The organism is Sphingomonas sp. SphC10 (assembly GCF_057004845.1).
The window spans coordinates 3,425,998-3,452,526 of sequence record NZ_CM168044.1 but is presented as its reverse complement, the minus strand read 5'-3'; the positions used below and the strand labels follow the sequence as shown (position 1 = coordinate 3,452,526).

At 68.3% G+C, this 26,529-nt stretch carries 17 protein-coding genes; 9 read left to right on the top strand and 8 right to left on the bottom strand.

What is annotated here, in order from left to right:
* Positions 1 to 6: 6 nt before the first annotated feature.
* Together ACWKSV_RS15880 and ACWKSV_RS15875 are read left to right on the top strand one after the other, a co-directional pair.
* Positions 7 to 2,847 (top strand): insulinase family protein, encoded by a 2,841-nt coding sequence (locus ACWKSV_RS15880; protein ID WP_191864563.1) that lies wholly within the window; start codon positions 7 to 9, stop codon positions 2,845 to 2,847.
* Between the two features lie 172 nt (positions 2,848 to 3,019).
* Positions 3,020 to 4,048, top strand: a complete 1,029-nt coding sequence (locus ACWKSV_RS15875; protein WP_076714902.1) for a cell wall hydrolase — start codon at positions 3,020 to 3,022, stop codon at positions 4,046 to 4,048.
* On the opposite strand, the gene ACWKSV_RS15870 is transcribed toward ACWKSV_RS15875, so the two are convergent.
* The 3 genes from ACWKSV_RS15870 to uvrA all read right to left on the bottom strand — a co-directional run bounded on the left by ACWKSV_RS15870 (position 4,036) and on the right by uvrA (position 8,415).
* On the bottom strand, positions 4,036 to 4,359 hold the full coding sequence (locus tag ACWKSV_RS15870) for a hypothetical protein (RefSeq protein ID WP_076714900.1): 324 nt from the start codon (positions 4,357 to 4,359) through the stop codon (positions 4,036 to 4,038). The genes ACWKSV_RS15875 and ACWKSV_RS15870 overlap by 13 nt on opposite strands.
* Positions 4,360 to 4,585: 226 nt before the next feature.
* Positions 4,586 to 4,996, bottom strand: coding sequence for a glycine zipper 2TM domain-containing protein (locus ACWKSV_RS15865; protein ID WP_153008083.1), 411 nt, complete (start codon positions 4,994 to 4,996; stop codon positions 4,586 to 4,588).
* 518 nt (positions 4,997 to 5,514) lie between these two features.
* Positions 5,515 to 8,415, bottom strand: coding sequence for an excinuclease ABC subunit UvrA (uvrA, locus tag ACWKSV_RS15860; protein WP_076714899.1), 2,901 nt, complete (start codon positions 8,413 to 8,415; stop codon positions 5,515 to 5,517).
* A gap of 149 nt (positions 8,416 to 8,564) precedes the next feature.
* On the opposite strand from uvrA, the gene ACWKSV_RS15855 reads away from it, so the two are divergent.
* Together ACWKSV_RS15855 and ACWKSV_RS15850 are read left to right on the top strand one after the other, a co-directional pair.
* A complete protein-coding gene (locus tag ACWKSV_RS15855; protein WP_083706540.1) occupies positions 8,565 to 10,073 on the top strand; it encodes a S10 family peptidase in 1,509 nt (502 codons plus the stop codon).
* A gap of 259 nt (positions 10,074 to 10,332) precedes the next feature.
* A complete protein-coding gene (locus tag ACWKSV_RS15850; RefSeq protein ID WP_076714897.1) occupies positions 10,333 to 11,535 on the top strand; it encodes a M24 family metallopeptidase in 1,203 nt (400 codons plus the stop codon).
* A 219-nt stretch (positions 11,536 to 11,754) separates the two neighbouring features.
* Here ACWKSV_RS15850 and ACWKSV_RS15845 read toward each other — a convergent pair whose 3' ends face one another.
* Positions 11,755 to 12,768 carry a 4-hydroxyproline epimerase gene (locus tag ACWKSV_RS15845; RefSeq protein WP_216637078.1) on the bottom strand — a complete coding sequence of 338 codons (1,014 nt, stop codon included), beginning with the start codon at positions 12,766 to 12,768 and terminating at the stop codon, positions 11,755 to 11,757.
* A gap of 45 nt (positions 12,769 to 12,813) precedes the next feature.
* On the opposite strand from ACWKSV_RS15845, the gene ACWKSV_RS15840 reads away from it, so the two are divergent.
* Positions 12,814 to 14,079 (top strand): NAD(P)/FAD-dependent oxidoreductase, encoded by a 1,266-nt coding sequence (locus ACWKSV_RS15840; RefSeq protein ID WP_076717889.1) that lies wholly within the window; start codon positions 12,814 to 12,816, stop codon positions 14,077 to 14,079.
* A gap of 52 nt (positions 14,080 to 14,131) precedes the next feature.
* On the opposite strand, the gene ACWKSV_RS15835 is transcribed toward ACWKSV_RS15840, so the two are convergent.
* Positions 14,132 to 14,428, bottom strand: coding sequence for a hypothetical protein (locus ACWKSV_RS15835; RefSeq protein ID WP_083706539.1), 297 nt, complete (start codon positions 14,426 to 14,428; stop codon positions 14,132 to 14,134).
* A gap of 238 nt (positions 14,429 to 14,666) precedes the next feature.
* Between ACWKSV_RS15835 and ACWKSV_RS15830 the strand changes: the two genes are divergently transcribed.
* Complete coding sequence (locus ACWKSV_RS15830) at positions 14,667 to 18,053, top strand: chromosome segregation SMC family protein (RefSeq protein ID WP_076714896.1); 3,387 nt, start codon at positions 14,667 to 14,669, stop codon at positions 18,051 to 18,053.
* A 211-nt stretch (positions 18,054 to 18,264) separates the two neighbouring features.
* On the opposite strand, the gene ACWKSV_RS15825 is transcribed toward ACWKSV_RS15830, so the two are convergent.
* From ACWKSV_RS15825 to pdxH, 3 genes are all read right to left on the bottom strand, one after another.
* Positions 18,265 to 19,068 (bottom strand): PhzF family phenazine biosynthesis protein, encoded by an 804-nt coding sequence (locus ACWKSV_RS15825; protein WP_076714894.1) that lies wholly within the window; start codon positions 19,066 to 19,068, stop codon positions 18,265 to 18,267.
* Positions 19,068 to 19,955, bottom strand: a complete 888-nt coding sequence (locus ACWKSV_RS15820; protein ID WP_428970626.1) for a cation diffusion facilitator family transporter — start codon at positions 19,953 to 19,955, stop codon at positions 19,068 to 19,070. Before ACWKSV_RS15820 ends, ACWKSV_RS15825 begins: the two co-directional genes overlap by 1 nt.
* A 62-nt stretch (positions 19,956 to 20,017) precedes the next feature.
* A complete protein-coding gene (gene pdxH, locus ACWKSV_RS15815; protein WP_076717885.1) occupies positions 20,018 to 20,599 on the bottom strand; it encodes a pyridoxamine 5'-phosphate oxidase in 582 nt (193 codons plus the stop codon).
* A 96-nt stretch (positions 20,600 to 20,695) separates the two neighbouring features.
* Here pdxH and ku point away from each other — a divergent pair, with 96 nt between their 5' ends.
* From ku to ACWKSV_RS15800, 3 genes are read left to right on the top strand one after another with little or no spacing between them, the layout of a single operon-like run.
* The gene (ku, locus tag ACWKSV_RS15810; protein WP_076714891.1) at positions 20,696 to 21,583 is read left to right on the top strand and encodes a non-homologous end joining protein Ku; all 888 of its coding nucleotides are present in this window, start codon (positions 20,696 to 20,698) and stop codon (positions 21,581 to 21,583) included.
* The gene (ligD, locus tag ACWKSV_RS15805) at positions 21,576 to 24,026 is read left to right on the top strand and encodes a DNA ligase D (protein ID WP_076714890.1); all 2,451 of its coding nucleotides are present in this window, start codon (positions 21,576 to 21,578) and stop codon (positions 24,024 to 24,026) included. Before ku ends, ligD begins: the two co-directional genes overlap by 8 nt.
* Positions 24,027 to 24,070: 44 nt before the next feature.
* Positions 24,071 to 26,527, top strand: coding sequence for a circularly permuted type 2 ATP-grasp protein (locus tag ACWKSV_RS15800; RefSeq protein ID WP_076714888.1), 2,457 nt, complete (start codon positions 24,071 to 24,073; stop codon positions 26,525 to 26,527).
* The last annotated feature ends 2 nt before the right edge of the window (positions 26,528 to 26,529 follow it).

Genomic DNA, 26,529 nt, shown 5'->3' with positions numbered 1-26,529 from the left:
GTTTTCATGCGCCTTTTCCGTGCCGCGCTTCTGCTCGGCGTCGCCGCCCTTCCCTCGCTGGCAGGAGCGCAAACCGCGCCAGGCCCGGCGCGCACGGAAAGCGTGAAGCCCATCGACTTCGCCACGCGCACCCTGCCCAATGGCCTGCGCGTCTATGCCATTCGCGACACGACGACGCCCAACGTCTCGGTCCAGGTCTGGTATGATGTCGGGTCGAAGGACGATCCCAAGGGCCGCTCGGGCTTTGCCCACATGTTCGAGCATCTGATGTTCAAGGCGACGCGCAACCTCGTCCCCGAACAGATGGATCGCCTGACCGAGGATGTCGGCGGCTATAACAACGCCTCCACCGCCGACGACTACACCAATTATTTCGAGGTGGTGCCCGCCAACCATCTGCAGCGCCTGCTGTTCGCGGAAGCCGACCGCATGGCCGCGCTGGTCGTCGAGCCCAAGAGCTTCGCCAGCGAACGCGACGTGGTGAAGGAGGAACTGCGCCAGCGGACCCTCGCCCAGCCTTATGGCAAGCTGTTCTCCATCTATTATCCCAAGCTGGCGTACACGACGCACCCCTATGCGCGGCCGGGCATCGGCAGCCTGGAGGAACTGGAGTCGGCGGGCATCGACGATGTGCGCGCCTTCCACGCCACCTATTACCGGCCCGACAATGCGGTACTGGTCGTGTCGGGCAATTTCGACCCCGCGCAGCTGAACCGCTGGGTCGACCAGTATTTCGCGAACATCAAGCGGCCCGCGACCGCGATCCCGCGCGTCACCGTGCAGGAACCGGCACGGACGCAAGCCGTATCGCGCACCGTCTATGAGCCCAACACGCCGCTGCCCGCTGTCCTGATCAGCTATCACATTCCGCCCGAGCGGAGCGCCGATACCCCCGCGCTGATGGTGTTGAACGCCATCCTGTCGGCGGGCGAAAGCTCGCGGCTGTATGAGGATCTGGTGTACCGCGACCAGCTGGCCCAGTCGGCCGCGACCTTTCTCGACACCAAGCAGTCGACCGGCAACATCGTTCTCTATGCGATGATGGCGAGCGACAAGCCGGTGGCCGAGGGCGAGGCGGCGCTGAAGAAGGAGGTCGCCCGGCTGCGCGACGCCCCCGTCTCCGCCACCGAACTGGTCGAGGCGAAGAACGAGCTGCTGACCGCCGCGCTCAAGCAGCGGGAGACCGCTGAGGGCAAGGCCAGTCTGATCGCCAACAGCGTCATCGTCGACGGCGATCCCAGCGCCGCCGACCGCCAGATCGCCGCCGTGCAGAAGGTGACGGCCGCCGATATCCAGCGCGTCGCCCGTGCCTATCTGAAGGACAGCCAGAGCGCGACCATCCGCTATCTGCCCGACAGCGAACGCCCGGCGAATGTCCGCCTGATGCCGATCGAGATCGCGCCGACGGTCCAGACCGCGGCGCTGACCCCGCCCGCCAATATCGAGGTGGTGACGCCCGCCCCCGAGGGGCAGCGCATCCTGCCCCCCGCGCCCGGCGCGGCCATCGCCCCCACCCTGCCGCAACCGGTCGCGACCACGCTGCCCAACGGCCTGCGCGTCGTGACGGTCGAGCGGCACGATTTGCCGCTCGTCACCGCGTCGCTGGTGGCGCTGGGCGGTGCGGCGAGCGATCCGGTTGGCAAGGCGGGCGCCAGCAGCCTGTCGTCCGAGCTGATGACCAAGGGTACCACGACCCGCTCGGCGACCGAGATCGCGCGCGCGGTCGAAAGCCTGGGCGGATCGATTGCAGCGGGCGCCTCGGATGACGGCGCGACCATCGACCTGACCGTCCCCTCGGCGCAGCTCGGTACGGCGATGACCATATTGGCCGATGTCGCGACCAACCCGGCGTTCAAGCAAGAGGAGATCGACCGCGCCCGTACCCAGTCGATCGACAGCCTGAACGTCGCCATGCAGAACCCGGCGCAGCTGTCGGCGATGGTCGCCGACCGCGTGGTCTATGGCGCGCGTCCCTATGGCCAGCCGCTGTCGGGCACGCCCGCCTCGCTGAAGGGGCTGACCCGCGCTGACCTGACAGCCGCCTATGCGCGTAGCTGGAAGCCGAGTCAGGCGACGCTGCTGCTGGTCGGCGACGTGACCCCCGCCCAGGCCCAACAGGTCGCCGAGCGTTATCTGGGCAATTGGCAGGTGGCCGGAGCCGCCGCGACGACGGCCAAGCCCCCCGAACCCGCCTTCCCCGCGCCGCGCGTCATCGTCGTCGACATGCCCGATGCCGGACAGGCGGGCGTGGTCGTCGCACGTTCGGGCATCCGCCGCGCCGATGACCGCTATTACCCGCTGGCGGTGGCGAATACCGTGCTGGGCGGCGGCTTCTCGTCGCGGCTCAACCAGGAAATCCGCATCAAGCGCGGGCTGGCTTACGGCGCGGGCAGCTCGGTGGCGACGGGGCGTGACATCGGCCTGATCTCCGCGCGGACCCAGACCAAGAACCCCTCGGCCGCCGAAGTCGTCGGGCTGATCGATGCCGAGATGCGCAAGCTGGGCACCGCGCCCGTGCCGCAGGACGAACTGGCGACGCGGCAGGCGGTGCTGGTCGGCAATTTCGGCCGGACGATCGAGACGACCGATGGCATCGCCGACATTCTGGCCAACTACACGCTGCAAGGCGTGCCGCTGGAGGAACTGAGCCGCTATATCCCGCGTGTCCAGGCGGTGGACCCGGCAGCGGTCGAGTCGGTTTCGGCCACGCTCCTCGATCCCAAGGCGGCCAGCATCATCGTGGTCGGCGATGCCAAGCAATTCCTGCCCGCACTGCGTCAGGCGCATCCCGAGGTGGAGGTGATCCCGGCTGCCTCGGTCAACCTCGACTCGCCGAAACTACGCTGACCCCCCATCCTCCCCAGGCTCTGCTTGGGGAGGGGGACCATCCGAAGGATGGTGGAGGGGCAGATCCGCCGCTACGCAAAATCCTTAACCCTCGCGGGTATAACCATAACCTGAGAGCGGCAGGGCTGGAGGACTCCCCACATTGCGGGTGGCGAAGCGGACAGTAAGGCGGATGATACAGGTCTGGCTGGCGCTGCTCGGCCTGATGCTGGCGTTCGGCATGATACTGGCCGCGCAAGGTGCCAAGCGGGCGGAGCCTGTGGTCGTCGCCACGCCGCAACTTCGGCCCACACCCGCCACCGCTCCCGTCGGCGACGCCCTGCCCGCCATCGACGGCAGCACGGGCACCGTCGCCCTGCCCGCCTTGCCGATCCCGCCGGGGGCCAGCATCGCCGATAGCGGCGTGGTGGCCGCCCGGCCCTTTGCCTGGGACCGCGCGAGCGCGATCGACCGCGCGCGTGCGATGCAATGCCTGACCGCCGCCATTTATTACGAAGCGGGCGGCGAAAGCATCGACGGGCAGCGTGCCGTGGCGCAGGTCGTGCTCAACCGCGCGCGGCATCCCGCCTTCCCCGCCACAGTGTGCGGCGTCGTCTATCAGGGGGTGGAGCGCGCGCATTGCCAGTTCAGCTTCGCCTGCGACGGCGCCCTGTCTCGTACCCCGGCCATCACCGGCTGGTCCCGTGCGGCGCAGGTCGCGGCGGCGGCGCTGTCGGGCGGAGTCTATGCGCCGGTCGGGCTGGCGACGCATTACCATACCTTTGCCGTCGCGCCCGCCTGGAACCGCGCCATGGTGATGACCGACATGGTCGGCGCGCATCTCTTCCATCGCTGGAAGGGCTATTGGGGCACCGCCGCCGCGATGAGCCGCGCCTATGCGGGGGGAGAGGTGCTTCCGTCGCTCGCTCCGGCACCCGAAGCGGCTAGCAGCGACGTGCTGCCGCCCGCCCCGGCGACCCTGCCCGCGCCGCCTCTGCCCGGCGCGACGCTGGCTCCCGCACGCCCTGCCATAACGCGCGAAACGCCGACCCCCGCTCCGCCACGCGAAACGGGGATCAGCGACCGGCTGGCCACATCGGGCCAGATACTGGACAAATGGAAGGATAGCGGCCGTCCGATCGAGCGGCCCGACACACCGCGCTCGAACGTTCCGAGCTCCGATTTGCCAAGCCGGGCGACCGGCACCGATCAGCGACGATAATTGCGGTCGTTCTTCTGGAAGCGGACCTGACGGCTCAGCATCGCATAGCGACGGTCCAGATCATTGCGCTCCGAGACGCTCAGGCCCCCGCCCGACCGGCGATAGCGATATTCGAGCTGGCTCAGGCCGCGCAATTCGGACTGGAGCCGCCCTGCCTCGCGCCGATTGAGCGCGCCCGAGCGGATGCCCTGGTCGATCCGCTGCTGCAACTGGCCCTGGCGCTGCGCGATCGGGGTCCAGCGCTGCGCCTCGGCGGCCGTGGGGACGGCGATGGTGGCAAAACCCAGGCTAGCAAGGATCATGGCCTTCATGATGACACTCCCATAATAAAGCGGGCGATTACTGGCCCGATCCACAATATGGGTCGCGACAATCGCAAAGCTATACCAACGACTTAGCTATTATGTCGCCAATTGTCGCAGAAAGTGACAGGCCGTTCATCTCGCGTTTATTGGCGCCGGACACGACAAGGCCGGACCTCTCTTTGCCACAGGGAGAGGCCCGGCCCGATCCTTTGTCAAACGTCAACAGCCGGGTTTAGCGGCAGCGGACATTGTTCCGCTCGATCGCGCGTCCAGCCAGCGCGCCACCGGCGGCGCCCAGCAGCGTGCCGAGCGTCTGCGACCCGCCCGAGGTGATCGCCGCGCCCAGCGCACCGCCCGCGATACCGCCGACGATCAGGCCGGTGGTGCCGTCATTGCGACGGCAATAATAGCGGCCGTCCTGCCCGACATAGACACGGTCGTTCCGGCTCAGCCGCCGCTCGCGATACCGCGCATTGTCGACATAATAACGGTCGGCATAATAGCCGCCATAAGCGGGATCGGGCCGGTTATAGTCATAGGCATAACGCGGGCCGCCGCCCAAGCCGCCAAAACCATTGTCATAAGTGGAGCAACCGGAAACCAGCGTCGCGGCCCCGATCAGGCCGAGTGTCCATGCACGCATTACATCCTCCCTCATGGGTGATGCGGGGGAATCGCTTTGCGGGGCCAAAGGTTGCGATATGTTAAGGGGTTTTGCCGGGATTTGGTGCGGGCGTTTGCGGGTGGGGCGTGCAGTTAGACTGCGCTCGGTGCGAACGGGAGAAGTGTCCAACCTCCGTTCGGCCTGAGCGAAGTCGAAGGCCAAGGGACAACCTATCGGCGCAGGGAGGTGGCCGGCCCATTCCCAAGCCAAGCGGCGTCTCGGCCGAAGCTCGCCAACGACCCGTCATACCATCCCGGCGAAGACCGGGATTCAGTTGGGTGGCCGCCGACGGTGCCTCCGACCGTTCCGCAACTGGACCCCGGCCTTCGCCGGGGTGGCAGGAAGAAGAGAAGGCCCCCTTCCGTGGCGGATACGGTCGGCACAGTCGGCCAACCGCCTGCACTAGGACGCGGCCTGTGCCAGCCAGATGGCACAGGCCGCACCATCTTCAATGCCGGGGCCTATCAAAACCCGCGCACCCCCGTCCTGGGGAGGACTTACTCCGCCGCCTGCGCCTGCCCCTTGTCGAGCAACGGCTTCAGATACTTGCCCGTAAAGCTGCGCGGTTCGGCGGCGACCACTTCCGGCGTTCCGACCGCGACGATCTCGCCGCCCTTCACACCGCCGTCGGGGCCGAGGTCGACGATCCAGTCGGCGGTCTTGATGACATCGAGATTATGCTCGATCACCACCACCGTATTGCCCTGCTCGACCAGCGCGTGGAGCACTTCGAGAAGTTTGCGAACGTCCTCGAAATGCAAGCCGGTCGTCGGCTCGTCGAGGATGTAGAGCGTGTTGCCCGTCGCGCGGCGCGACAATTCCTTGGCCAGCTTTACCCGCTGCGCCTCGCCGCCCGACAGGGTCGTCGCCTGCTGGCCGACCTTGACGTAACCCAGGCCCACCTCGACCAGCATCGCCATCTTGTCGCGGATCGGCGGCACCGCCTGGAAGAACTCGGCGGCGTCCTCGACCGTCATGTCGAGCACATCGGCGATCGAGTGCCCCTTGAACTTCACTTCCAGCGTCTCGCGATTGTAGCGCGCACCGTGGCACACGTCGCACGTGACATAGACGTCGGGCAGGAAGTGCATCTCGATCTTGAGCACGCCGTCGCCCTGGCACGCCTCGCATCGGCCGCCCTTGACGTTGAACGAGAAACGGCCCGGCTTGTAGCCGCGCGCCTGCGCCTCGGGCAGTCCGGCAAACCAGTCGCGGATCTGGGTGAAGGCGCCGGTATAGGTCGCCGGGTTCGAACGCGGCGTGCGGCCGATCGGCGACTGGTCGATGTCGATCACCTTGTCGAGATGGTCGAGCCCGGTGATCTTCTCATGCTTGCCCGCCAGGATGCGCGCGCCGTTCAGCGACCGCGCGGCGGCGGCATAGAGCGTGTCGATGGTGAAGCTCGATTTGCCCGACCCCGACACGCCGGTGATGCAGGTGAAGGTGCCCAGCGGGATGCTCGCGGTCACGCCTTGCAGATTGTTGGCGGTCGCCTTGTGCACGGTCAGCTTCTTGCCCGACCCCTTGCGGCGCTTGGCCGGGACCGCGACCTCGCGCGTGCCGTTCAGGTAATCGGCGGTGACGCTGGTCTTGGACTTGAGCAGTTGCTTGAGCGTGCCATGCGCGACGATCTGGCCGCCATGCACGCCCGCGCCCGGCCCCATGTCGATGACATAGTCGGCGGTGCGGATCGCATCCTCGTCATGTTCGACGACCAGCACCGTATTGCCCAGGTCACGCAACCGGCGCAGCGTCGCGAGCAGCATGTCGTTGTCGCGCTGGTGAAGCCCGATCGACGGCTCATCGAGCACGTACAACACACCCGACAGGCCCGAGCCGATCTGCGACGCCAGCCGGATGCGCTGGCTCTCGCCGCCGGACAGCGTGCCGCTGGTCCGATCGAGATTCAGATAATCGAGGCCGACATTGTTGAGGAAGCCTAGCCGCTCGACGATTTCCTTCAGGATCGGTTGGGCGATGGCGCGCTGCTGGTCGGTCAGATGTTCGGGCAGGCCGGTAAAGAAGGCCAGCGCATCGACCACCGACAGATGCGTGGCGTAACTGATGTCCTGCATGGCGATCTTGACCGCCAGCGCCTCGGGCTTCAACCGCGCGCCGTGGCAGACTTCGCAGGGCTGCGACGACTGGTAGTTGGCCAGTTCCTCGCGCATCCAGGCGCTTTCGGTCTGAAGCATCCGGCGGTTGAGATTGCCAATGACGCCCTCGAACGGCTTCTTCACGTCGTATGACTTCTTGCCGTCGACAAAGGTCAGCGTGACCGCCTTGCCCTTGGTGCCATGCAGGATCGCCTCGCGGACCTTGTCCTCCAGATCCTTCCACGGCGTCTCCAGCGAGAAACCGAACTCGCGCGCCAGGCTGCCCAGCACCTGCATATAATAGGGGCTGGGCGGGTTGGATTTGGCCCAGGGCACGACCGCGCCCTTCTTGATCGACAACTCGTGATTGGGGACGACCAGGTCCTCGTCGAAGATCAGCTTCTCGCCCAGACCGTCACAGGCTGGGCAGGCCCCCTGCGGCGCGTTGAACGAGAACAGGCGCGGCTCGATCTCGGAAATGGTGAAGCCGCTGATCGGGCAGGCGAACTTTTCCGAAAACACGATCCGGCCATCGGGCGCGTTGTTGCCCAGCACGGCGGACTTGGGCGTCGCGGGCTCGACCGGATCAGCGGGGTCGACATAGGCCAGCCCGTCCGCCAGCTTCAGCGCGGTCTCGAAACTGTCGGCCAGGCGCGTGGCGATATCCTCGCGCACGACCAGACGGTCGACCACCACCTCGATGTCGTGCTTGAACTTCTTGTCGAGCGCGGGCGCCTCGTCGATCTCGTAGAGTTGGCCGTCGATGCGAACGCGGGTGAAGCCCGCCTTCTGCCACTCGGCCATTTCCTTGCGATACTCGCCCTTGCGGCCGCGCACGACGGGGGCGAGCAGATAGAGGCGCGTCCCCTCGGGCAGGGTCATCACTCGGTCGACCATCTGGCTGACCGTCTGCGCCGCGATCGGCTCGCCGGTCGCCGGGCTGTAGGGGATGCCGACTCGCGCCCAGAGCAGGCGCATATAGTCGTAGATTTCGGTGACCGTCGCCACGGTCGAACGCGGATTGCGGCTGGTCGTCTTCTGCTCGATCGAGATGGCGGGCGACAGCCCCTCGATATGGTCGACGTCCGGCTTCTGCATCATCTCCAGAAACTGGCGCGCATAGGCCGACAGCGACTCGACATAGCGCCGCTGCCCCTCGGCATAGATGGTGTCGAACGCGAGGCTGGACTTGCCCGACCCCGACAGGCCGGTGATGACCGTCAGCGTGTCACGGGGAATGTCGATATCGACATCCTTGAGATTATGCTCGCGCGCGCCGCGGACGGAAATCTTGGTCAGCATGAGGCAGGTTCTACTTCTGTTCCGGGAGGAATGCCAGAGGCGAGATAGGGAGCGGGAACGGCCGTTTCGAGAGGGGCGGGCTTGCGGGAACGCGGAAGTCCGGCGCATGATCCCTGCCGATCGCCGTTCGAGGGGGAGTAGTTTCCAACGTGTCCAAGACCTTGCACCTGACCGCCCTGTTGCTGCTGGCCGCCAGCGCCGCCACGCCTGCCTTCGCGCAAAAGGCCGAGAAGACCGAGACCAAGACGACCACCGAAACGAAGGACGATGACAGCAAGCGTCCGCCCCTGCCCGCCGACAAGACGATCAGCCAATCGGCACGGATCGGCGGCCGGGTCGTCAACTACAAGGCGACCATCGGCAAGATCGCGGTGCGCGACGACAAGGGCAAGGAGATCGGGCAGGTCGTCTACACCGCCTATACTGTGCCTGGCGGCGATGTGCGGCGCCCCGTCACCTTCGCGTTCAACGGCGGGCCGGGCGCGGCCTCGGTCTATCTGAACCTGGGCGCAGTGGGTCCCAAGCGCGTGCCATTCGGCGCGCAGGGCGATGCGCCCTCCGACGCGCCGGTGACGACCGACAATCCGAACAGCTGGCTGGACTTCACCGACCTGGTCTTCATCGATCCCATCGGCACCGGCTTCAGCCGCAGCCTGGTCGATGAGGCGGAGACCAAAAAGGCCTTCTTCGCCAACGACCCGGACATCAAATATCTGTCCAAGGTCGTCTATGACTGGCTGGTCAAGGAAGGCCGGTTGCGTTCGCCGAAGTACGTCATGGGCGAAAGCTATGGCGGCTATCGCGCGCCGCGCATCGCCTATGAGCTCCAGTCGCAGATCGGCGTCGGGGTGAATGGCCTGATCATGGTGTCGCCCTATCTCGACCCCGCCTCGGGCGACGATGCCACCGCGCTGTCGCCCTTGCCGTGGATGATCGACCTGCCCTCGATGGCCGCCGCCCAGTTGGAGCGGCAGGGCAAGCTGACGCCCGAAGCGATGGCCGGGGTCGAGGCCTATGCGCGCGGCGACTACCTGCGCGACCTGATGCGCGGGCGGTCGGATACGCAAGCCGTCGACCGGATGGTGACCCGCGTCACCGAGCTGACCGGGCTGGACCCCGCCCTGGTCCGCAAGCTGGGCGGGCGGATCGACACGCGGACGTACCTGCGCGAGATTCACCGCAACGATTCGACGATCGGCAGCATCTACGATTCGAACGTCACCGCCTTCGATCCCTTCCCCTGGTCGTCGCAGCAGCGGTCCAACGACCCGCTGCTCGACTCGCTGATCGCGCCGACGACCAGCGCGATGGTCGACTTCGTGACGCGCGAAGTGGGCTGGAAGACCGATGCGCGCTATCATGCGCTATCCTATGAGGTGAACAGCGCCTGGGATCGCGGCAAGCCCGAGGATGCCCCCGTCACCGACCTGCGCAAGGCGATCGCCAACGATCCCAAGATGAAGGTGATGATCGTGCACGGCTGGGACGACCTGTCCTGCCCGTACTTCGCGTCGCGGCTGATCGTCGACCAGATGCCGAGCTATGGCGTGGCGCAGCGGGTGAAGCTGAACGTCTATCCGGGTGGACACATGTTCTACAGCCGCACTGACAGCGGCGCGGCGTTCCGGCGGGATGCGATGGCGATGTACGGGGGGTGAGCCTCGCACCTCTGTGGAACGATATCCCACAGCCGTTCACGCTGAGCGAAGTCGAAGCGTACGTCCCATGATATTTGCTGGGCGAAGTTCATCCCTTGGCCTTCGACTTCGCTCAGGCTGAACGGGGGTTAGGGGCATAGATTACGCCCCGGCTCCCCCGCTCCGTTCGGGCTGAGCGCAGTCGAAGCCCACGCCCTGTCTGGCGCCTCATGCCAACCCGCGCTAACACGCCAACCGTATACGAAACGGAGCGAGTGACATGGCGGGAATGATCGGCGGATCGACGGCGGAGCGCGAACTGGCGAGCCTGTCGCCCTGGGCGAACCCCGCGCCGGTCATCACGGCACAGGAACGGGCGCAGCGGCTGACGCGCGCGCGCGAACGGATGGGCCAGATGGGCGCCGACGCGCTGCTGATCGATGCGGGCGCCTCTTTGCGCTATTTCACCGGCGTCGCCTGGGGCGCGACCGAGCGGCTGGTGGCGATGCTGCTGCCGATCGCGGGCGAGCCGATCTTCATCTGCCCCGGCTTCGAACTGGGCTCGTTCGAGGCCAGCCTGTCCATCCCCGCCACCGACATCCGCCTGTGGGAAGAGGATAAAAGCCCCTCCGCGCTGGTCGCCGACGCGCTGAAGGCGGCGGGGGCCCAGACCTTGGCGATCGACCCCGCCATGGCCTTCCTGTTCGTCGAGCGTATCCGCGCCGCCGCGCCGGGCGTCGCGCTGGTCGATGCCGGGCCGGTCGTCGATGGCTGCCGCATGATCAAGTCGCCTGCCGAGATCGCGCTGATGCAACAGGCGATGGACATCACGCTGGAGGTGCATCGTCGCGCCGCGCGCATTCTGCACGAAGGCATCCGCGCGTCGGAGGTCATCCGCTTCATCGACCAGGCGCACCGCGCGCTGGGTGCGTCGACCGGCAATTATTTCTGCGCGGTGCAATTCGGGCGCTCGACGGCCTTCCCGCATGGCCTGCCGCAGGACGATGTGCTGCGCGACGGTGACGTGGTGCTGGTCGACACCGGCACGTTGATCGACGGTTATCACAGCGACATCACCCGCACCTATGCGTTCGGTGAGGTCGGTGACGAGGTTCGCCGCATCTGGGACATCGAGAAGGAAGCGCAAGCCGCCGCCTTCGTCGCCGTCCGGCCCGGCGAACCGTGCGAGGCGGTCGACTTTGCCGCGCGCGCCGTGCTGGAGCGGTCGGGCCTCGGCCCCGACTATCGCCTGCCCGGCCTGCCGCATCGCACGGGTCACGGGATCGGCCTGTCGATCCACGAACCCGCCTATCTGGTGCGCGGCGACAAGACCCCGCTGACGCCGGGCATGTGCTTCTCCAACGAGCCGATGATCGTCGTGCCCGACCGCTTCGGCGTGCGGCTGGAGGATCATTTCCACGTGACCGAGACAGGCGCCGCCTGGTTCACCCAGCCCCAGCCCGCCATCGACGATCTGGGATGAAGGATCGCCCCGGCAAAGGCCGGGGCAAGCTTCACGCGAAGCCGCGAAGAGGTTCGCGCGGAGACGCGGAGGCGCGGAGATGACAGCCCGCGCGGCAGCGCTTGGACATCGTCGACAGGTGGAGATGACAGGGCCGCTGGCGCGGCAAGTCCCAACCCTCCGCGTCTCCGCGCCTCCGCGCGAACCTCTTTCCTTCGCAGCTTCGCGTGAACGACGGCCTTATACCACCGTGAACCCCGCCCAGAACGGGTCCTCGCGGTCGATCCAGATCGTGTTGTAGCCAGTCGACACCGCCGAGCCCTGGATCGACGGCACGATCGCGGCCTGACCACCCAGTTCGGTCGCTTCCTCGACCCGACCGATGAAACGGCTGCGGATATAGCTTTCATGCACGAAGCGGTCGCCGACCTTGAGCCGCCCCTTCGCCGCCAGATGAGCCAGCCGCGCCGAGGTGCCGGTGCCGCACGGGCTCCGGTCGATCGCCCGCTCGCCATAGAAGACCGCGTTGCGGCCGTCGGCATCCTCCGCCGAGGGCTTGTCGGCCCACAGCACATGGCTGACCCCCCGGATCGAGGGTTCGAGCGGGTGCACCGGCTCGAACTTTTCGCGCACCAGCTCGCGGATCGTGCGGCTCAGTTCGACCAGCTTCGACGCGCCCAGATCGTCCAGCCCGGTATAGGCCCCCTGCGGCTCGATGATCGCATAATAGTTACCGCCATAGGCGACATCCAGCGTCAACGGACCGAAGCCCGGCACGTCGATCTGAATCCCCTCGGCCGCCAGATAGGCGGGGACGTTGCGGATACGTACGGCCGTGACCTTGGCGCCCTCCTTCTCATATTCGATATGGATGGTGCCAGCGGGCACCTCGACCTTCAGCTTGCCCGGCTCGCGCGGGGTGATCAGGCCGTTTTCCAGGCCGAAGGTGATCATGCCGATCGTGCCATGCCCGCACATGGGCAGGCAGCCGCTCGTCTCGATGAACAGGATCGCGGCGTCGCTGTCCGGCTCGCAGGGCGGATAGAGGAAGCCGCCCGACATCATGTCATGCCCGCGCGGCTCGAAGCACAGGCCGGTGCGGACCCAGTCGAACCGCTCCAGAAAGTCCAGCCGCCGCTCGGCCATGCTGGACCCGCGCAGCAGCGGCGCGCCGCCCGCCACCAGCCGGACGGGATTGCCCGCCGTATGGCCGTCGATGCAGAAAAAGGTATGGCGGATCGTGGGTGACGTCATCGGGATTCCCTTGCTGTAAAATCCGTATACGATATGACCAGGCTCATGCCCAAGCCGGAAAATTACACCTCAGCCTCGGATCGTCGCAGCGCCATCGTCGTGGGCGGCGGCGTTATCGGCACCACCACCGCACTTGCGCTGCAACGCACCGGTTGGACAGTGACGCTGATCGAGGCGGAGGACACTCCGCGCGCCGCGTCCTGGGGCAATGCGGGCCATATTGCGACCGAACAGGCCGAGCCGATAGCCTCGCCCGCGATGGTGCGCGGTTTTGCCAAACGGCTATTCTGTCGCGGCGGTGCACTCGCCCTGCCGCCGCGTGAGATCGCGACATGGCTGCCCTTTTCGCTCCGCCTGCTGAAGGCCGCCCGCCCCGCACGGTACGAACGTTCGCATGAAGCGCTGGCTGCGCTGCTCGCCCAAGCCATGCCTGCGTGGCAGCGGCACGTCGCCGCGCTCGGAGAGCCCGATCTGCTCCGCCCAGACGGCCATGTCGTGCTGTGGGAAACGCCGGAGAGCGCCGCGCGCGGGCTGGCCAACTGGCAGGCGGCGGATACTGGCACCACGCGCTTCCGCTCGCTGCCCGAGGCGGAATTGCAGGACTGGCGCGCCCGGGTTCGCGTGTCCATCGCAGGCGGCATCCGCTTCGAGGGCAGCGGCCAGATCGCCGACCCGACCCGGCTGGCAGAAACCACGACCGCGCGCTTTCTGGCAGATGGCGGCACCCGCCTCATCGCGCGCGTCGCGGTTGTCGGCGACGGCGAGGTCCGCCTGACCGACCATCGCCCCCTGTCCGCCGACCAGATCATCGTGACGGCGGGCGTGGCGAGCGCTGCCCTACTCCGCCCCTTCGGCCTGAAGGCTCCGATCATCGCCGAGCGCGGCTATCACCTCCAGACCGGCCCCGACGTCGACTGGCCCGCCGACCTGCCGCCGGTGGTGTTCGAGGACCGCTCGATGATCGTCACCCGCTTCGCAGGCGGCCTGCGCGCCGCCAGCATCGTCGAGTTCGCCCGCGCCGAAGCCAAGCCCGACCCCGCCAAGTGGAACCGCCTGCGCCACCATATCGCCGCGCTGGGCCTGCCGATCGGTGAGGATGCCAAGCCCTGGATGGGCGCGCGGCCGACCCTGCCGGATTACCTGCCCGCGATCGGCAAGGTGCCGGGGACCAGAGGCGTATCCTACGCGTTCGGGCACAACCATCTCGGCCTGACGCTTGCCCCGATTACGGGCGAGTTGGTGGCGGCAATGGTGGCTGGGGAGTCGACGCCCGTTCCCACGTCGCCGTTCGAATTGCAGCGATTCAGGTGATCCGGGGAAACTCTCCGTCGGACGACGGGTCTTGCCGAATGTCGGGCAGTAGCTAGTCGAAGATGCCAACCGCCGCATCGGCCCATATCGTGCACACCACTGCCACTGTTCCGATCACGATCAGGGCACGGACCGCCAGGGGAGCCGACAGGCGCGGGGCGCATTCGCAGGCAACGCCGATCGTCCCGAGCAATATGGCGGCAAATATGAAGTCGACCAGGCTCCAATCGACCTCACTGGTAAATGGCATTGCTAGCGCCGGTGCGAGAAGCACGCACGTCAGCAGCGCCCAGACGAAATTCCGCAATGCCCGGGAATTGCTCCCCCGTGGATTATGGATCAATTGCATAAGCACTCCATCTGACGGACGGCGGTCAGCATCATGACGTTGTTTGCCGGGTAAGGAAAGTGGCCGAATATGGCGCTTGTCGACCGCTTGGGCGAATGCCCCCCCCTCATGAGCGACCCGCGATACCACGCGATCGAGGTCATACTCACGTCGGCGGTATCACAATCCTTCCCTCGACATCCCGCCCCCATTCGCTATCGGTTAACCACAGCGCATCGGGGGAGCGGCGACCGGGTCCGTGCAGATCAAGCGGCTTCGCATTTCGGGTTTCAAGAGCTTCGTCGATCCGGCCGATCTGGTCATCGAACCGGGGCTGACCGGCGTTGTCGGGCCCAATGGCTGCGGCAAGTCGAACCTGCTCGAAGCACTGCGCTGGACGATGGGCGAGAACAGCGCGCGCTCGATGCGCGGCGCGGGCATGGAAGACGTGATCTTCGCCGGGACAGCCACCCGCCCGCCGCGCGACTTTGCCGAAGTCACGATCCTGGCCGAACGCGAGGGGGACGAGACCGAGATCGTCCGCCGGATCGAGCGGGGCGCGGGCTCGGCCTATCGCATCGACGGGCGCGACGTGCGCGCCAAGGACGTGGCGCTGCTCTTCGCCGACGCCGCGACCGGCGCGCATTCGCCAGCATTGGTCAGCCAGAACCGGATCGGCGCGGTCATCGCCGCCAAGCCCGCCGAGCGCCGCGCGATGCTGGAGGAAGCTGCCGGGATCGCCGGGCTCCATGTCCGCCGCCGCGATGCCGAGACCAAGCTGCGCGCGACCGAGACGAACCTGACCCGGCTGGACGAGGCGATCGCCGATCAGGACGCCCGCATAGGGACGTTGCGGCGACAGGCCCGCGCAGCGGAGCGGTATCGCCTGCTCTCCGACCAGATCCGGGTGGCCGAGGCGCGGATGATCTTCGCCCGCTGGCGCGATGCGGCCGAGGCGGCGGGCGCGGCCAAGATCGAGGCGGAGGCCGCCGAGCGCCGCGTCACCGAAACCACCGCCGCCGAGCGCGAAGCCGCCGCCGCGCAGGAACAGGCGGTAGCGCGCGCCGCCCGGACCCGCGCCGCCTCGCTCGCCGCGCGCGATACGCTGAGCGAGGCGGGTCATGCCCTGTCGCGCACTCGCGACCGCCGCCATGGGCTGCAACGGCGGATCGAGGAACTGGCCGCCGCGCGTACCCGCATCGACGAGGACCGCGCGCGCGAGGATGCGCTGGCGCACGACGCGGCCGCCGCGATCCGGCGGCTGGCCGAGGAGTGCGAGGATCTGGAGGCGCGCATCGCCCATGCGGTGCAGGCCATGCCCCGGCTCGACGCGCTGCTGGCCGAGGCGGAGACGAAGAACCGCAATGCCGAGGTCGCGCTGGCCCGCGCTTTGTCGGCCCAGGCTGCCGAGGCCGCCGAGCGCCGCATCGCGGAGGCGGCGCTGACCGCCGCCCGCGCCCGCCATGCCCGTGCCGAACGCGATGCCCGCGCGGTCGCCTCCGCGATCGAGGCGCTGCCCGACATGGCCGAGCAGGAGGCGGCGCGCGAAGCGGCCATCGCGACCCAGGCCGCCGCCAAGGTCGATGCGGACAAGGCGCGCGCGGCTTTGGGCTGGGCCGAGGAAAGCGAACTGACCGCGACCGGCGAACGCGATGCCGCCGAGGGAGCCCGCGCCCGCGCCATCGCCGCCCTCGCCGCGCTGGAGGCCGAGGCGGCGACGCTGACCCGTGCGACCGCGAGCAAGGGCGGCGACCGACTGCTCGACGAGGTGCAGGCCGAGCCGGGGTTCGAACGCGCGCTGGCGGCCGCGCTGGGCGACGAGCTGGAGACGCCGCTCGTCGACTGGCATGGCTCCCCCGTCGCACCTGACGACCCCGCCGCGCCGGTCGGCACGCTGCGGCTGGGTGAGCGGATCAAGGCGCCGCCTACGCTTGCCCGGCGGCTGTCGCAGATTTTCCTGGTCGAGGCGGATTCTGGCCAGCATTTGAGCGTCGGGCAGCGGCTGGTCACGCGCGAGGGGCGGCTGCGGCGCTGGGACGGATATATCGGCGAGGGCGGCGGCGCGGCGGCGGCGGAGCGGATGGAGCGGCGCAACCGGCTCGCCGCGCTGGAGGCCGAACGTCCGGCGGCCGAGGCGGCGGTACAGACCGCGACCGAGGCGCGCGCCGCGATCGAGGACCGGATCGCCCGCGCCCGCGCCGCCGCCGCCAGCGCGCGGAACCTCCACGCCACCGCCGAAGCATCCTTGCGCGATGCCCAGCGTGCCGAGGACCGGGCGCAGGCGGTGATCGAGCGGCTGTCCGCCCAGCGCACCGATCTTGCCGCACGCGCCGAACGCATCGCCGCCGAGATGGACGAGGCGCTGGCCGAATGCGACCGCGCCCAGGCGACGCTGGCCGGACTGCCCGATGGCACGGCAAATGCGGCGGAGACGGCGCGGCTCCAGCAGGAGACACAGCTGGCGCGCTCGGCGGTGGCGCTGGCCCGGTCGGAGCGGACGACGCTGGAGCGCAGCCTGACCCAGACTCGCGACCGGCTGTCCGCCGCGATGGCCGAGGCGCAGGGCTGGGACCAGCGTGCGGGCCAGGCGGCGGGCCGGATCGCCGAGATGGACGACCGCGCCGCGACGCTCGACCGCGACGCCGCCGCGCTGGCCGACCAGCCCGATCTGCTGGCCGAGGAGATCGCCCGGCTCGCCGCCGCGCATGACACCGCCAAGGCCGAGGCGGAGCGCACCCAGATCGAGGAAGCCGACGCCGAACGCGCGCTGCGTGCCATCGAGGCCGCGCATGCCGAGACCCATGCGCTGTTGTCCGCCGCGCGGGAGGCGCGCGCGGGCGCGCTGGCGCGGGTTGAGAATCACGAACTCCGCCGGGTCGAGCTGGGCCGTGTGTCGGGCGAACGCTTCGCCTGCCCCGCACCGGTGCTGCCCGAGAAACTGGCCTTCGACAGCGCCAGCGTCGGCTCGCCCCAGGCCGAGGCGGCCGCGCATGACAAGCTGTCCGCCGACCGCGAACGCATCGGCCCGGTCAATCTGGTCGCCGAACAGGAACTGGCCGATCTGGAGGCGAGCGGCGCGGCCAGCGCCGCCGAGCGCGAGGATCTGGTGCAGGCGGTGGCACGGCTGCGCAGCTCGATCGGACTGCTCAACCGCGAGGGGCGGCAGCGGCTGCTGGAGGCGTTCGAGGCGGTGAACGGTCATTTCCAGACCTTGTTCGCGACGCTGTTCGACGGCGGCTCGGCGCATCTGGCGCTGATCGACTCGGACGATCCGCTGGAGGCGGGGCTAGAGATCATGGCGCAGCCGCCGGGCAAGCGGCTCCAGTCGCTTACGCTCTTGTCGGGGGGCGAGCAGGCGCTGACGGCGGTGGCGCTGATCTTCGGCCTGTTCCTGACCAATCCGGCGCCGATCTGCGTGCTGGACGAGGTCGATGCGCCGCTGGACGACGCCAATATCGACCGCTTCTGCGGCCTGCTCGACCGGATGACGCGCGAGACGGATACGCGCTATCTGATCGTGACGCACAATGCGGTGACGATGAGCCGGATGCACCGGCTGTTCGGCGTGACGATGATCGAGCGCGGGGTCAGCCGGTTGGTGTCGGTGGATTTGCAGGCGGCGGAGACGTTGCTGGCGGCGGAGTGAGGCCGCGTTTCAAAACGCCGACCTGGCGAATCATCGCCGTACCCCGGCGAAGGCCGGGGTCCAGTTGCGGTGCGCTGTCGCAGGTGGGACGCCTTTGCCTCCCCCGCATCGAATAGCGCGCCACCGACTTGGTGGAGCCTGGGCCCCGGTCTTCGCCGGGGTACGGCTGCATTTTTAGAAACGCCTCTTAGGATGAGTGAAGGCGAAGCCCTCACGGCAGCAGGAACGTCCCCTCGATCACCGTGACGCATCCACCGCCCAGGATCACCCGGTCGCCATCCAGCCGACAGGTCAACCGTCCGCCCCGCGCACTGGCCTGCTCCGCCACGAAGGACTCACGGCCCAGCTTCTGCGTCCAGTAGGGCGTCAGCACCGCATGCGCCGCGCCCGTCACCGGGTCCTCGTCGATGGCGAAGGCGGGCACGAAGACGCGGCTCACCACATCGGCCTCCCCCGCCCCGCCGCGCGCGGTCAGGATCACGACATAGCGCCCCGCCTTGGCCAGCGCGGTAAAGTCCGGCGTGCAGCCTCGCACCGTCGCCACATCGTCGACAACCACGACCGCATAGCCCGCCGGATGGCGCAGCGTCTCGACCACGCCGTCCACGCCCAGCGCCTCGATCACCTCCGGCAGCGCCTCGGGCGACGGCGTACGCTCCGGTAAGGACATGCTGTAGCCCAGCCCGTCGCGCGCGACCTCCAGCATTCCGGCATGGCGCGTCGCGAACCGCACGCGGTCGCGCGTCGTATCCGACGACAGCACCACATGTCCGCTCGCCAGCGTGGCGTGGCCGCACATCTCGACCTCGTCGCCCGGCGTGAACCAGCGCAGCTCGAAATCCGCCTCACCGCCGTCCATCGGCACCAGGAAGGCGGTCTCCGACAGGTTGTTCTCCTGCGCGATCGCCAGCAGCGTGGCGTCGCCCGGCCAGGAGGACAGCGTCATCACCGCCGCCGGATTGCCGCCGAAAGCCGCGTCGGCAAAGGCGTCGACCTGGGTGAAGGGTATGCGCATCAATAGCCTACCCGCTTGCCGAACCAGTGGGGGGTCACGTCCGCCTCGACCAGCGGATTGTCGGTGTCGACATGGCCTTCGGGATCGAGATGGATCAGCACCTCGACCTTGGGGAAGGCGCGGCGCAGCGCCCGCTCGACGCCCTCGACCACGTCATGCGCGGCGGCGACCGTCATGTCGCGGTCGACCTCCATATGGAATTGCGCGAAGTCGTGGCTGCCCGAGCGGCGGGTGCGGAAGTCGTGTATGCCCTTCAGCCCCGGCTGGCGCGCGGCGACGTCGAGGAAGGCGGCGCGCTGGTCGTCGGACCATTCCTTGTCCATCAGCTGGTCGATCGCGGTCGAGGATGCCTGGAACGCGCCCCAGGCCAGCCACACGGCGATGGCGATGCCGAAGACCGGGTCCGCGCCGTGCCAGCCGAAATACTGGTCCAGCACCATCGCGATGATGACCGATCCGTTGAGCAGCACGTCCGACTGGTAATGGACATTGTCGGCCAGGATCGCGACCGAACCGGTGCGACGGATCACGCTGCGCTGATAGGCGAGCAGGACGATGGTCGCCAGGATCGCGATCACCGACACGCCGATGCCGAATTCCGCGTCGCTGGTCGGATTGTCCGCGCCCAGCGCCATGACCGCGCGCCAGGCGATCCCCGCCGCCGAGGCGGTGATCAGCGCGACCTGGAACAAGGCCGCCAGCGCCTCCGCCTTGCCGTGCCCGAAGCGATGGTCGTGGTCGGCCGGGGTCGCCGCCAGCCGCACGCCGTACAGCGTCACCAGGCTGGCCAGCAGGTCGAGCGCGGTGTCGGCGAGCGACCCCAGCATCGCGACCGAGCCCGTCCGCCACGCGGCGAACCCCTTCAGCGCCAGCAGGAACAGCGCCATCGCGACGCTGGCCAGCGCCGCCTTGGTCGCCAGCGGGATGACCTTCTTGCGTTCGTCCTGGGTCACGGGAACAGCAATCCCTCGTCCCAGCCATGTTCGCCGGTGCGGGTGAAGACGCGGCGCTCGTGCAGCCGGTGTTCGCGGTCGAGCCAGAACTCGATCCGCTGCGGGGTCACGCGGTATCCGCCCCAATGCGGCGGGCGCGGCACAGCGCCGCCCTCGAAGCGGGCGCGCATCTCCTCGAAGCGCGCCTCGAACGTCTCGCGGGCGTCGAGCGGGCGCGACTGGTCCGAGGCCCAGGCGCCGAGCTGCGAGTCGCGGCCCCGGCTGGCGAAATAGGCGTCCGATTCGGCATCGTCGACGCGCGACACCGGCCCCTCGATGCGGATCTGGCGGCGCAGCGATTTCCAGTGGAAGAGAAGCGCGGCGTTGCTGCCCTCGCCCAGGTCCTGCGCCTTGCGGCTCTCGCGGTTGGTGTAGAACACGAATCCGCGGCGGTCATGGCCCTTCAGCAGGACCATGCGTACCGAAGGTTGCAGGCGCGCATCTACCGTCGCCAGCGCCATCGCGTTGTAATCGTTGATTTCGCTCGCCCGCGCCTCGGCAAGCCACGCATCGAACAGGGCAAAGGGATCGTCAGCCATGCGCCCGCCCATACGCCTGTGGGGTCGGAAAACCAATGTCGGGAACGGAAACGCTGAGTCCGTCATTGGAGGGATTACGCAACGGAGATTTCCCCAATGCCCGCACGCGCTTACTGGCAGGGCCAGATACGCCTCGCGCTCGTATCGATCCCGGTCGAGATCTATCCGGCGACCAAAAGCGGCGCGACCATCCAGTTCAAGCAGATCCACGAACCCAGCGGCAAGCCGATCCATTACGAAAAGGTCGTCAACGACATCGGCCCGGTCGACACCGACGAGATCGTGAAGGGCTATCAGGTCGCCAAGGGCGATTACGTCCTGCTCGACCAGGACGAGATCGACGCGGTCAAGCTGGAGTCGAAGAAGACGTTGGAGCTGACCCGCTTCGTCGATGCGGGCGAGATCAACGTCCTTTACTATGAGCGCCCCTATTTCGTCGTGCCCGCCGACGATCTGGCCGAGGAAGCCTTTATCGTCCTGCGCGAGGCGTTGAAGCGGACGGGCAAGGTCGGGCTGGGCCAGCTGGCGCTGCGGGGGCGCGAATATATCGTCAGCCTGCGGCCCTGCGGGCGCGGGCTGATCCTGGAGACGCTGCGCTACGCCGACGAGGTGAACAAGGCGCAAAGCTATTTCAGCGACATCGGCGATGCCAAGCCCGATGCCGAGCTGCTCGATCTGGCCGAAGCGTTGATCGAGAAGAAGTCCGGCCCCTTCGACCCCAAGCAATTCCACGATCATTATGTCGAGGCGCTGCACCGCCTGATCGAACGCAAGCGCAAGGCCAAGGGCAAGAAGGTCATCGAGGACGAGGAGGACGCAACGCCCAAGTCGAGCGGCAATGTCGCCGACCTGATGGCGGCACTCAAACAGTCGATGGAGACGGGCGAGACGCGCAGCCGATCCCGCAAGGCTCCGGCCCAGACGACCCGCAAGACGCCTGCGAAAAAGACCACCCGCAAAGCCCCGGCGCGCAAACATGGCTGATCCGCTCGAACGCTATAACGCCAAGCGCGACTTCACCCGCACCGCCGAACCGGCGGGGACGCTGGCGCCGGGCCAGGGCAACAGCTTCATCGTGCAGAAGCATGACGCGACCCGGCTCCACTGGGACTTCCGGCTGGAGGTGGACGGGGTGCTCAAAAGCTGGGCGGTCACGCGCGGGCCGAGCCTGGACCCTGACGAAAAGCGGCTGGCGGTACGGACCGAGGATCATCCGCTATCCTATGCGACGTTCGAGGGGACCATCCCGGCGGGCGAATATGGCGGCGGCACGGTGATGCTGTGGGATCGCGGCACCTGGTCGCCGGTCGCGGGCAAGAGCGCGAAGGATCTGGAGGACGGGCATCTCCACTTCATCCTCGATGGCGAGCGGATGAAGGGCGAATGGCTGCTCGTCCGCATGAAGCCACGGGGCAAGGAGAAGCGCGAGAACTGGCTGCTGCGCAAGGTTGCCGACGCCCAGGCCGGGGGCACCGACACGCTGACCGATCAGGCGCTGACCAGCGTGTCGACCGGACGGACTATGGCGCAGATCGCCGAAGGGAAAGCGGCGAAGCCAAAGTCCGCCAAGGCAGCGAAGGCGCGGCCGGGCAGTGCGAAAGCGAAGGCCGAGGCGAAAGCGGGCACGATGCCCGAATTTCAGCCCCCGGCGCTCTGCACTTTGGTCGATCAGGTCCCCGCCGGAAATGGCTGGCTGCATGAGATCAAATATGACGGCTACCGCGCGCTGATCGCGGTCGGCGGGGGCGAGGCGCGGGTCTTCACCCGCAGCGGGCTGGACTGGAGCGAGAAATTCCCCGGCATCGTGGCGGCCGCCGCCGACCTGCCCGTCACCAGCGCGCTGATCGACGGAGAGATCGTCGCGTTCGAGGACGGCCGTCCCGACTTCTCGACGCTGAAGGATGCGATCGGCACGGCCAAGCCGATGAGCCTGTTCGCCTTCGACCTCCTCTCACTGGACGGCGAGGATGTGACCGGCCTGCCGCTGGTCCAGCGCAAGGAACGGTTGCGCGGCATCGTGCCCAAGGGCGACGGGACGATCCAGTTCGCCGAACACGTCACCGGCTCGGGCGAGGCGCTGTTCGACAAACTGTGTGCCGAGGGGCTGGAAGGCGTCGTCTCCAAACGCGCCGACAGCCGCTATCCCAATGCGCGCAGCCGCGACTGGCTGAAGATCAAATGCCTGAAGCGGCAGGAGTTCGTGATCGTCGGCTGGCTGCCGTCCGACAAGGCGCGGCGGGGGTTGAAGTCGCTGCTGCTGGGGGTGAACCGCGACGGCAAGCTGGCCTATGTCGGCAAGGTCGGCACCGGCTTTACGCAAGACCGCATGGCCGAGTTGCGCACCTTGCTCGACGCCCGCCCCCGCAAGACCGCCCCCGTCGAGGCGCCGCGCGCGATGGTACGCGGCGCGAAATGGGTGCGCCCCGATCTGGTCGCCGAGATCGCCTTTACCGAGACGACGCCCGACGGCCTGCTCCGCCACCCCAGCTTCATCGGCCTTCGCGAGGACAAGCCTGCCGATCAGGTGGTCGAGGAACGCCCCGCCCCCGCGCCTTCGGCCGAGGAGAGCGATATCGCCATCACCCATCCCGAACGGGTGATCTTTCCCGACGGCGACCTGACCAAGGGCAATCTCGCCGATTATGTCGCGGCGGTCGCCCCGCTGATGCTGCCCTGGGTCGCGCGCCGACCGGTCAGCCTGGTCCGCTGTCCGCAGGGGCGGGCGCGGGCATGCTTCTTCCAGAAGCATGACGCGGGCAGTTTCGGACCGCATGTCCATTCGGTGCCGATCCAGGAAAAGGACGGCGGCACCGAACCCTATCTCTATATCGAGGATGCGGAGGGCCTGCGCGCCTGTATCCAGATGGGCTCGATCGAGTTTCACGGCTGGGGCTCCTCCATCGCCACGCTGGAACAGCCCGACCGGATGATCTTCGACCTCGACCCCGACCCGTCCGTGACCTTCGACGATGTGAAACGCGCCGCCGTGCATATCCATGACCAGCTCGCCGAACTGGGCCTGACCAGCTTTGCCATGCTGTCGGGCGGCAAAGGGGTGCATGTCGTCGTACCGCTGACCCCGAACGCCGAATGGCCCGCCGTGTCGGATTTCGCCGAACGCTTCGCCAAGGCACTGGCAGAGAGCGATCCCGACCGCTTCGTCGCGGTGGCGACCAAGGCCAGGCGCAAGGGCCGAATCTTCATCGACTGGCTGCGCAACCAGCGCGGGGCGACCGCCGTCATGCCCTATTCGGCGCGGGCGAGATCGGGCGCGCCGGTCGCGGCCCCGGTGGCGTGGCGCGAGCTGGACGGCATCGATACGGCGGCGCGCTGGACGATCCGCGATGCCGGGGAACTGGCGACGCGCGCGGGCAGCGCGGCGTTGCGCGGCTGGGGTGTGGCGGATCAAATCCTGCCCGATCTCTAATCGCCTGTTGCAACCTTGGGCCGATCCGGCGATTTTCCCCGCCGATGGACCCCTCCGAGGATAGCCCCGCGCAGGCCGCCGCCTGGATCGACGCCTATCGCGCGGCCGCCCCCGGCGCGGACGTGCTGGCGCGGTCCGGCGACCCGGCCTGGTCCGCCATGCTGGAGGAACTGGCCGCCGTCGCCAGCAACCTGGCCCATGCGCGCGAGCGGGTGCAGCGCCACGCCGCCGATATCGGTACCGGCTTTCGCATCATCGGCGAAACCGACGAGCGGCCTTGGCCCGTCTCGCCCGTCCCCCTGCTGATCGACACCCGGGAATGGGCGGGGATCGAGGCGGGCGTGATGCAGCGTGCCGCGCTGCTGGAGACGATCCTCGCCGATCTCTACGGCCCCGGTCGGCTCGTGGCGGAAGGGCTCATCCCCGCCGCACTGGCGACCGGCAGCCCCTATTTCCTGCGGCCCATGGTCGGTGTGACGCCGCCCGGCGGCCATCATCTGAGCTTCGTCGCCTTCGACCTGGCGCGCGGGCCGGACGGCGAGTGGCGGGTGCTGGCCGATCATCTGCGCAACCCGGCGGGGGCGGGCTATGCGCTGGAGAACCGGCTGGCGGTCAGCCGGACGCTGGGCGGCCTGCAGAACCGGCTGAACGTGCAGCGGCACGCGCCCTTCTTCGCCGCCTTCCGCGCCGGGCTGGCCGCCCAATGCCGCCGCACCGATCCGCGTATCGGCCTGCTGACGCCGGGCCGGTTCAACCCGAGCTACCCGGAACAGGCGCATCTGGCGCGCTATCTCGGCCTGTTGCTGGTCGAGGGCGCGGACCTCGCCGCGATCGAGGGGCAGGTCTATGTCCGCACCGTTGCGGGACTGAAGCGGATCGACGCGCTGTGGCGGCGGCTCGACCCCCGGATGCTCGACCCGCTGGCCTTTGACAGCCATTCGCAGATCGGCGTGCCCGGCCTGATCGACGCCTATGTCGAGGGGCAGGTGGTGATCGCCAATGCGCCAGGCGCGGGCGTGCTGGAGAGCCCCGCCGTCTCCGCCTTCCTGCCCGCGCTGGCACAGGCTCTGGCGGGTGTGCCGCTGATGCTGCCCAATATCGCGACATGGTGGTGCGGTGGTCCGCGCCAGGCCGCGCATGTCGCCGAGCATCTCGACACGCTGCTGATCGCCCCCGCCTTCGGCCCCCGCCCGCTGGGCCTGCCAGATGGCGCTCGCACAGGTGCGAGCCTGTCGGCCGAGGAGCGCGCCACGCTGCTCACCGACATGGCGAAACGCCCGCAGGATTATGTCGGGCAGGAGATGGTGCGCCTGTCGACCATGCCCGTGGTCATCGGCGACCGGCTGGAGCCGCGCCCCTTCACCTTGCGCGTCTTTGCCGCGCGTGACGGCGAGGGGCGGTGGACCGTCATGCCCGGCGGCTTCGGCCGGATCGGCGACCATCCCGAGGCGACCGCGGCGATGATCGGCGAAGGGCTGTGGTCCGCCGATGTCTGTGTCCATGGGCCGGAGCCGGTGACGCCCATGTCACTGCTCGCCGACCCCGATTCGCTGCATGTCCGGCGCAATCCGGGGACGTTGCCCAGCCGGGTGGCGGACAATTTCTATTGGCTGGGCCGCTATCTGGAGCGGGGCGAGGCGCTGCTCGCGGCGATCCGCGTGATGCTGGGCAATTCGATCGACGTCGATGGCGGCGCCGCGCTCGACCCGCGCACGGTCGGGCGGCTGGTCGGCCTCATCACCGGCGGCGGCGCGGCCCCGCATCCCGACAGCCTGCACCGCGCCGCGCTCACCCAGTTCGCGCGGACCGCGATGGAGGATGAGGGCTTTCATTCGGTCGCCCGCATCAACCGGCTCGCGCGCGGGATCAGCGAAGGGTCGCGCGACCGCCTGTCCGCCGACATGGTGCGGCTGCTGGAAGCCCCCTTCCCCAGCCATGCCGGGATGCTCGACCGGGCGGGATCGCTGCAACGCCGCTATGCCGCGATCGCCGGGCTGTCGGCCGAGCATATGGTGCGCACCACCGCCTGGCGCTTCCACGATCTCGGTCGCCGCGTCGAGCGGGCGGTGGCGGTGGCGCGCGCGACGCGGCTGTTCGGCATGGCGGGGGCGTCGGCGGACGACCTGTCCACCCTGCTCGACCTCGCCAACAGCCAGATCAGCTATCGCCAGCGTTATCCGACCGGCCTGGCCCGCGTCGCCGTGGTCGATCTGGTCGCGCTCGATCCCAACAACCCGCGCGCGCTCGCCTATCAGACCGCGCGCATCGCCGACTGCCTGTCGCGCCTGCCCGTCCTGTCCGACGACGACATGGCCGAGCCGCAACAGGCGCAAGCCATCGCCATCCGCGCCGCGTTGGAAACGGCGGACGCCCGCACGCTCGACGCCGATACGCTGGGCGATGTCGAGCGGCGGCTGGGCCTGCTGTCGGAAGCGATCGCGCGCCGCTATTTCCTTCAAGGCGCGGAGCCGTTGCGCGCCGGGGGACTTACCCTGGCATGAGA

Bases quoted from the DNA above. Each gene is read 5' to 3' on its own strand.
- ACWKSV_RS15800 (WP_076714888.1), top strand. From the start codon at position 24,071: ATGGACCCCTCCGAGGATAGCCCCGCGCAGGCCGCCGCCTGGATCGAC.
- ACWKSV_RS15820 (WP_428970626.1), bottom strand. From the start codon at position 19,955: ATGGCGCTGTTCCTGCTGGCGCTGAAGGGGTTCGCCGCGTGGCGGACG.
- uvrA (WP_076714899.1), bottom strand. From the start codon at position 8,415: ATGCTGACCAAGATTTCCGTCCGCGGCGCGCGCGAGCATAATCTCAAG.
- ligD (WP_076714890.1), top strand. From the start codon at position 21,576: ATGGCTGATCCGCTCGAACGCTATAACGCCAAGCGCGACTTCACCCGC.
- ku (WP_076714891.1), top strand. From the start codon at position 20,696: ATGCCCGCACGCGCTTACTGGCAGGGCCAGATACGCCTCGCGCTCGTA.
- ACWKSV_RS15875 (WP_076714902.1), top strand. From the start codon at position 3,020: ATGATACAGGTCTGGCTGGCGCTGCTCGGCCTGATGCTGGCGTTCGGC.
- ACWKSV_RS15850 (WP_076714897.1), top strand. From the start codon at position 10,333: ATGGCGGGAATGATCGGCGGATCGACGGCGGAGCGCGAACTGGCGAGC.
- ACWKSV_RS15845 (WP_216637078.1), bottom strand. From the start codon at position 12,768: ATGACGTCACCCACGATCCGCCATACCTTTTTCTGCATCGACGGCCAT.
- ACWKSV_RS15825 (WP_076714894.1), bottom strand. From the start codon at position 19,068: ATGCGCATACCCTTCACCCAGGTCGACGCCTTTGCCGACGCGGCTTTC.
- ACWKSV_RS15840 (WP_076717889.1), top strand. From the start codon at position 12,814: ATGCCCAAGCCGGAAAATTACACCTCAGCCTCGGATCGTCGCAGCGCC.
- ACWKSV_RS15865 (WP_153008083.1), bottom strand. From the start codon at position 4,996: ATGCGTGCATGGACACTCGGCCTGATCGGGGCCGCGACGCTGGTTTCC.
- ACWKSV_RS15880 (WP_191864563.1), top strand. From the start codon at position 7: ATGCGCCTTTTCCGTGCCGCGCTTCTGCTCGGCGTCGCCGCCCTTCCC.
- ACWKSV_RS15835 (WP_083706539.1), bottom strand. From the start codon at position 14,428: ATGCAATTGATCCATAATCCACGGGGGAGCAATTCCCGGGCATTGCGG.
- ACWKSV_RS15870 (WP_076714900.1), bottom strand. From the start codon at position 4,359: ATGAAGGCCATGATCCTTGCTAGCCTGGGTTTTGCCACCATCGCCGTC.
- pdxH (WP_076717885.1), bottom strand. From the start codon at position 20,599: ATGGCTGACGATCCCTTTGCCCTGTTCGATGCGTGGCTTGCCGAGGCG.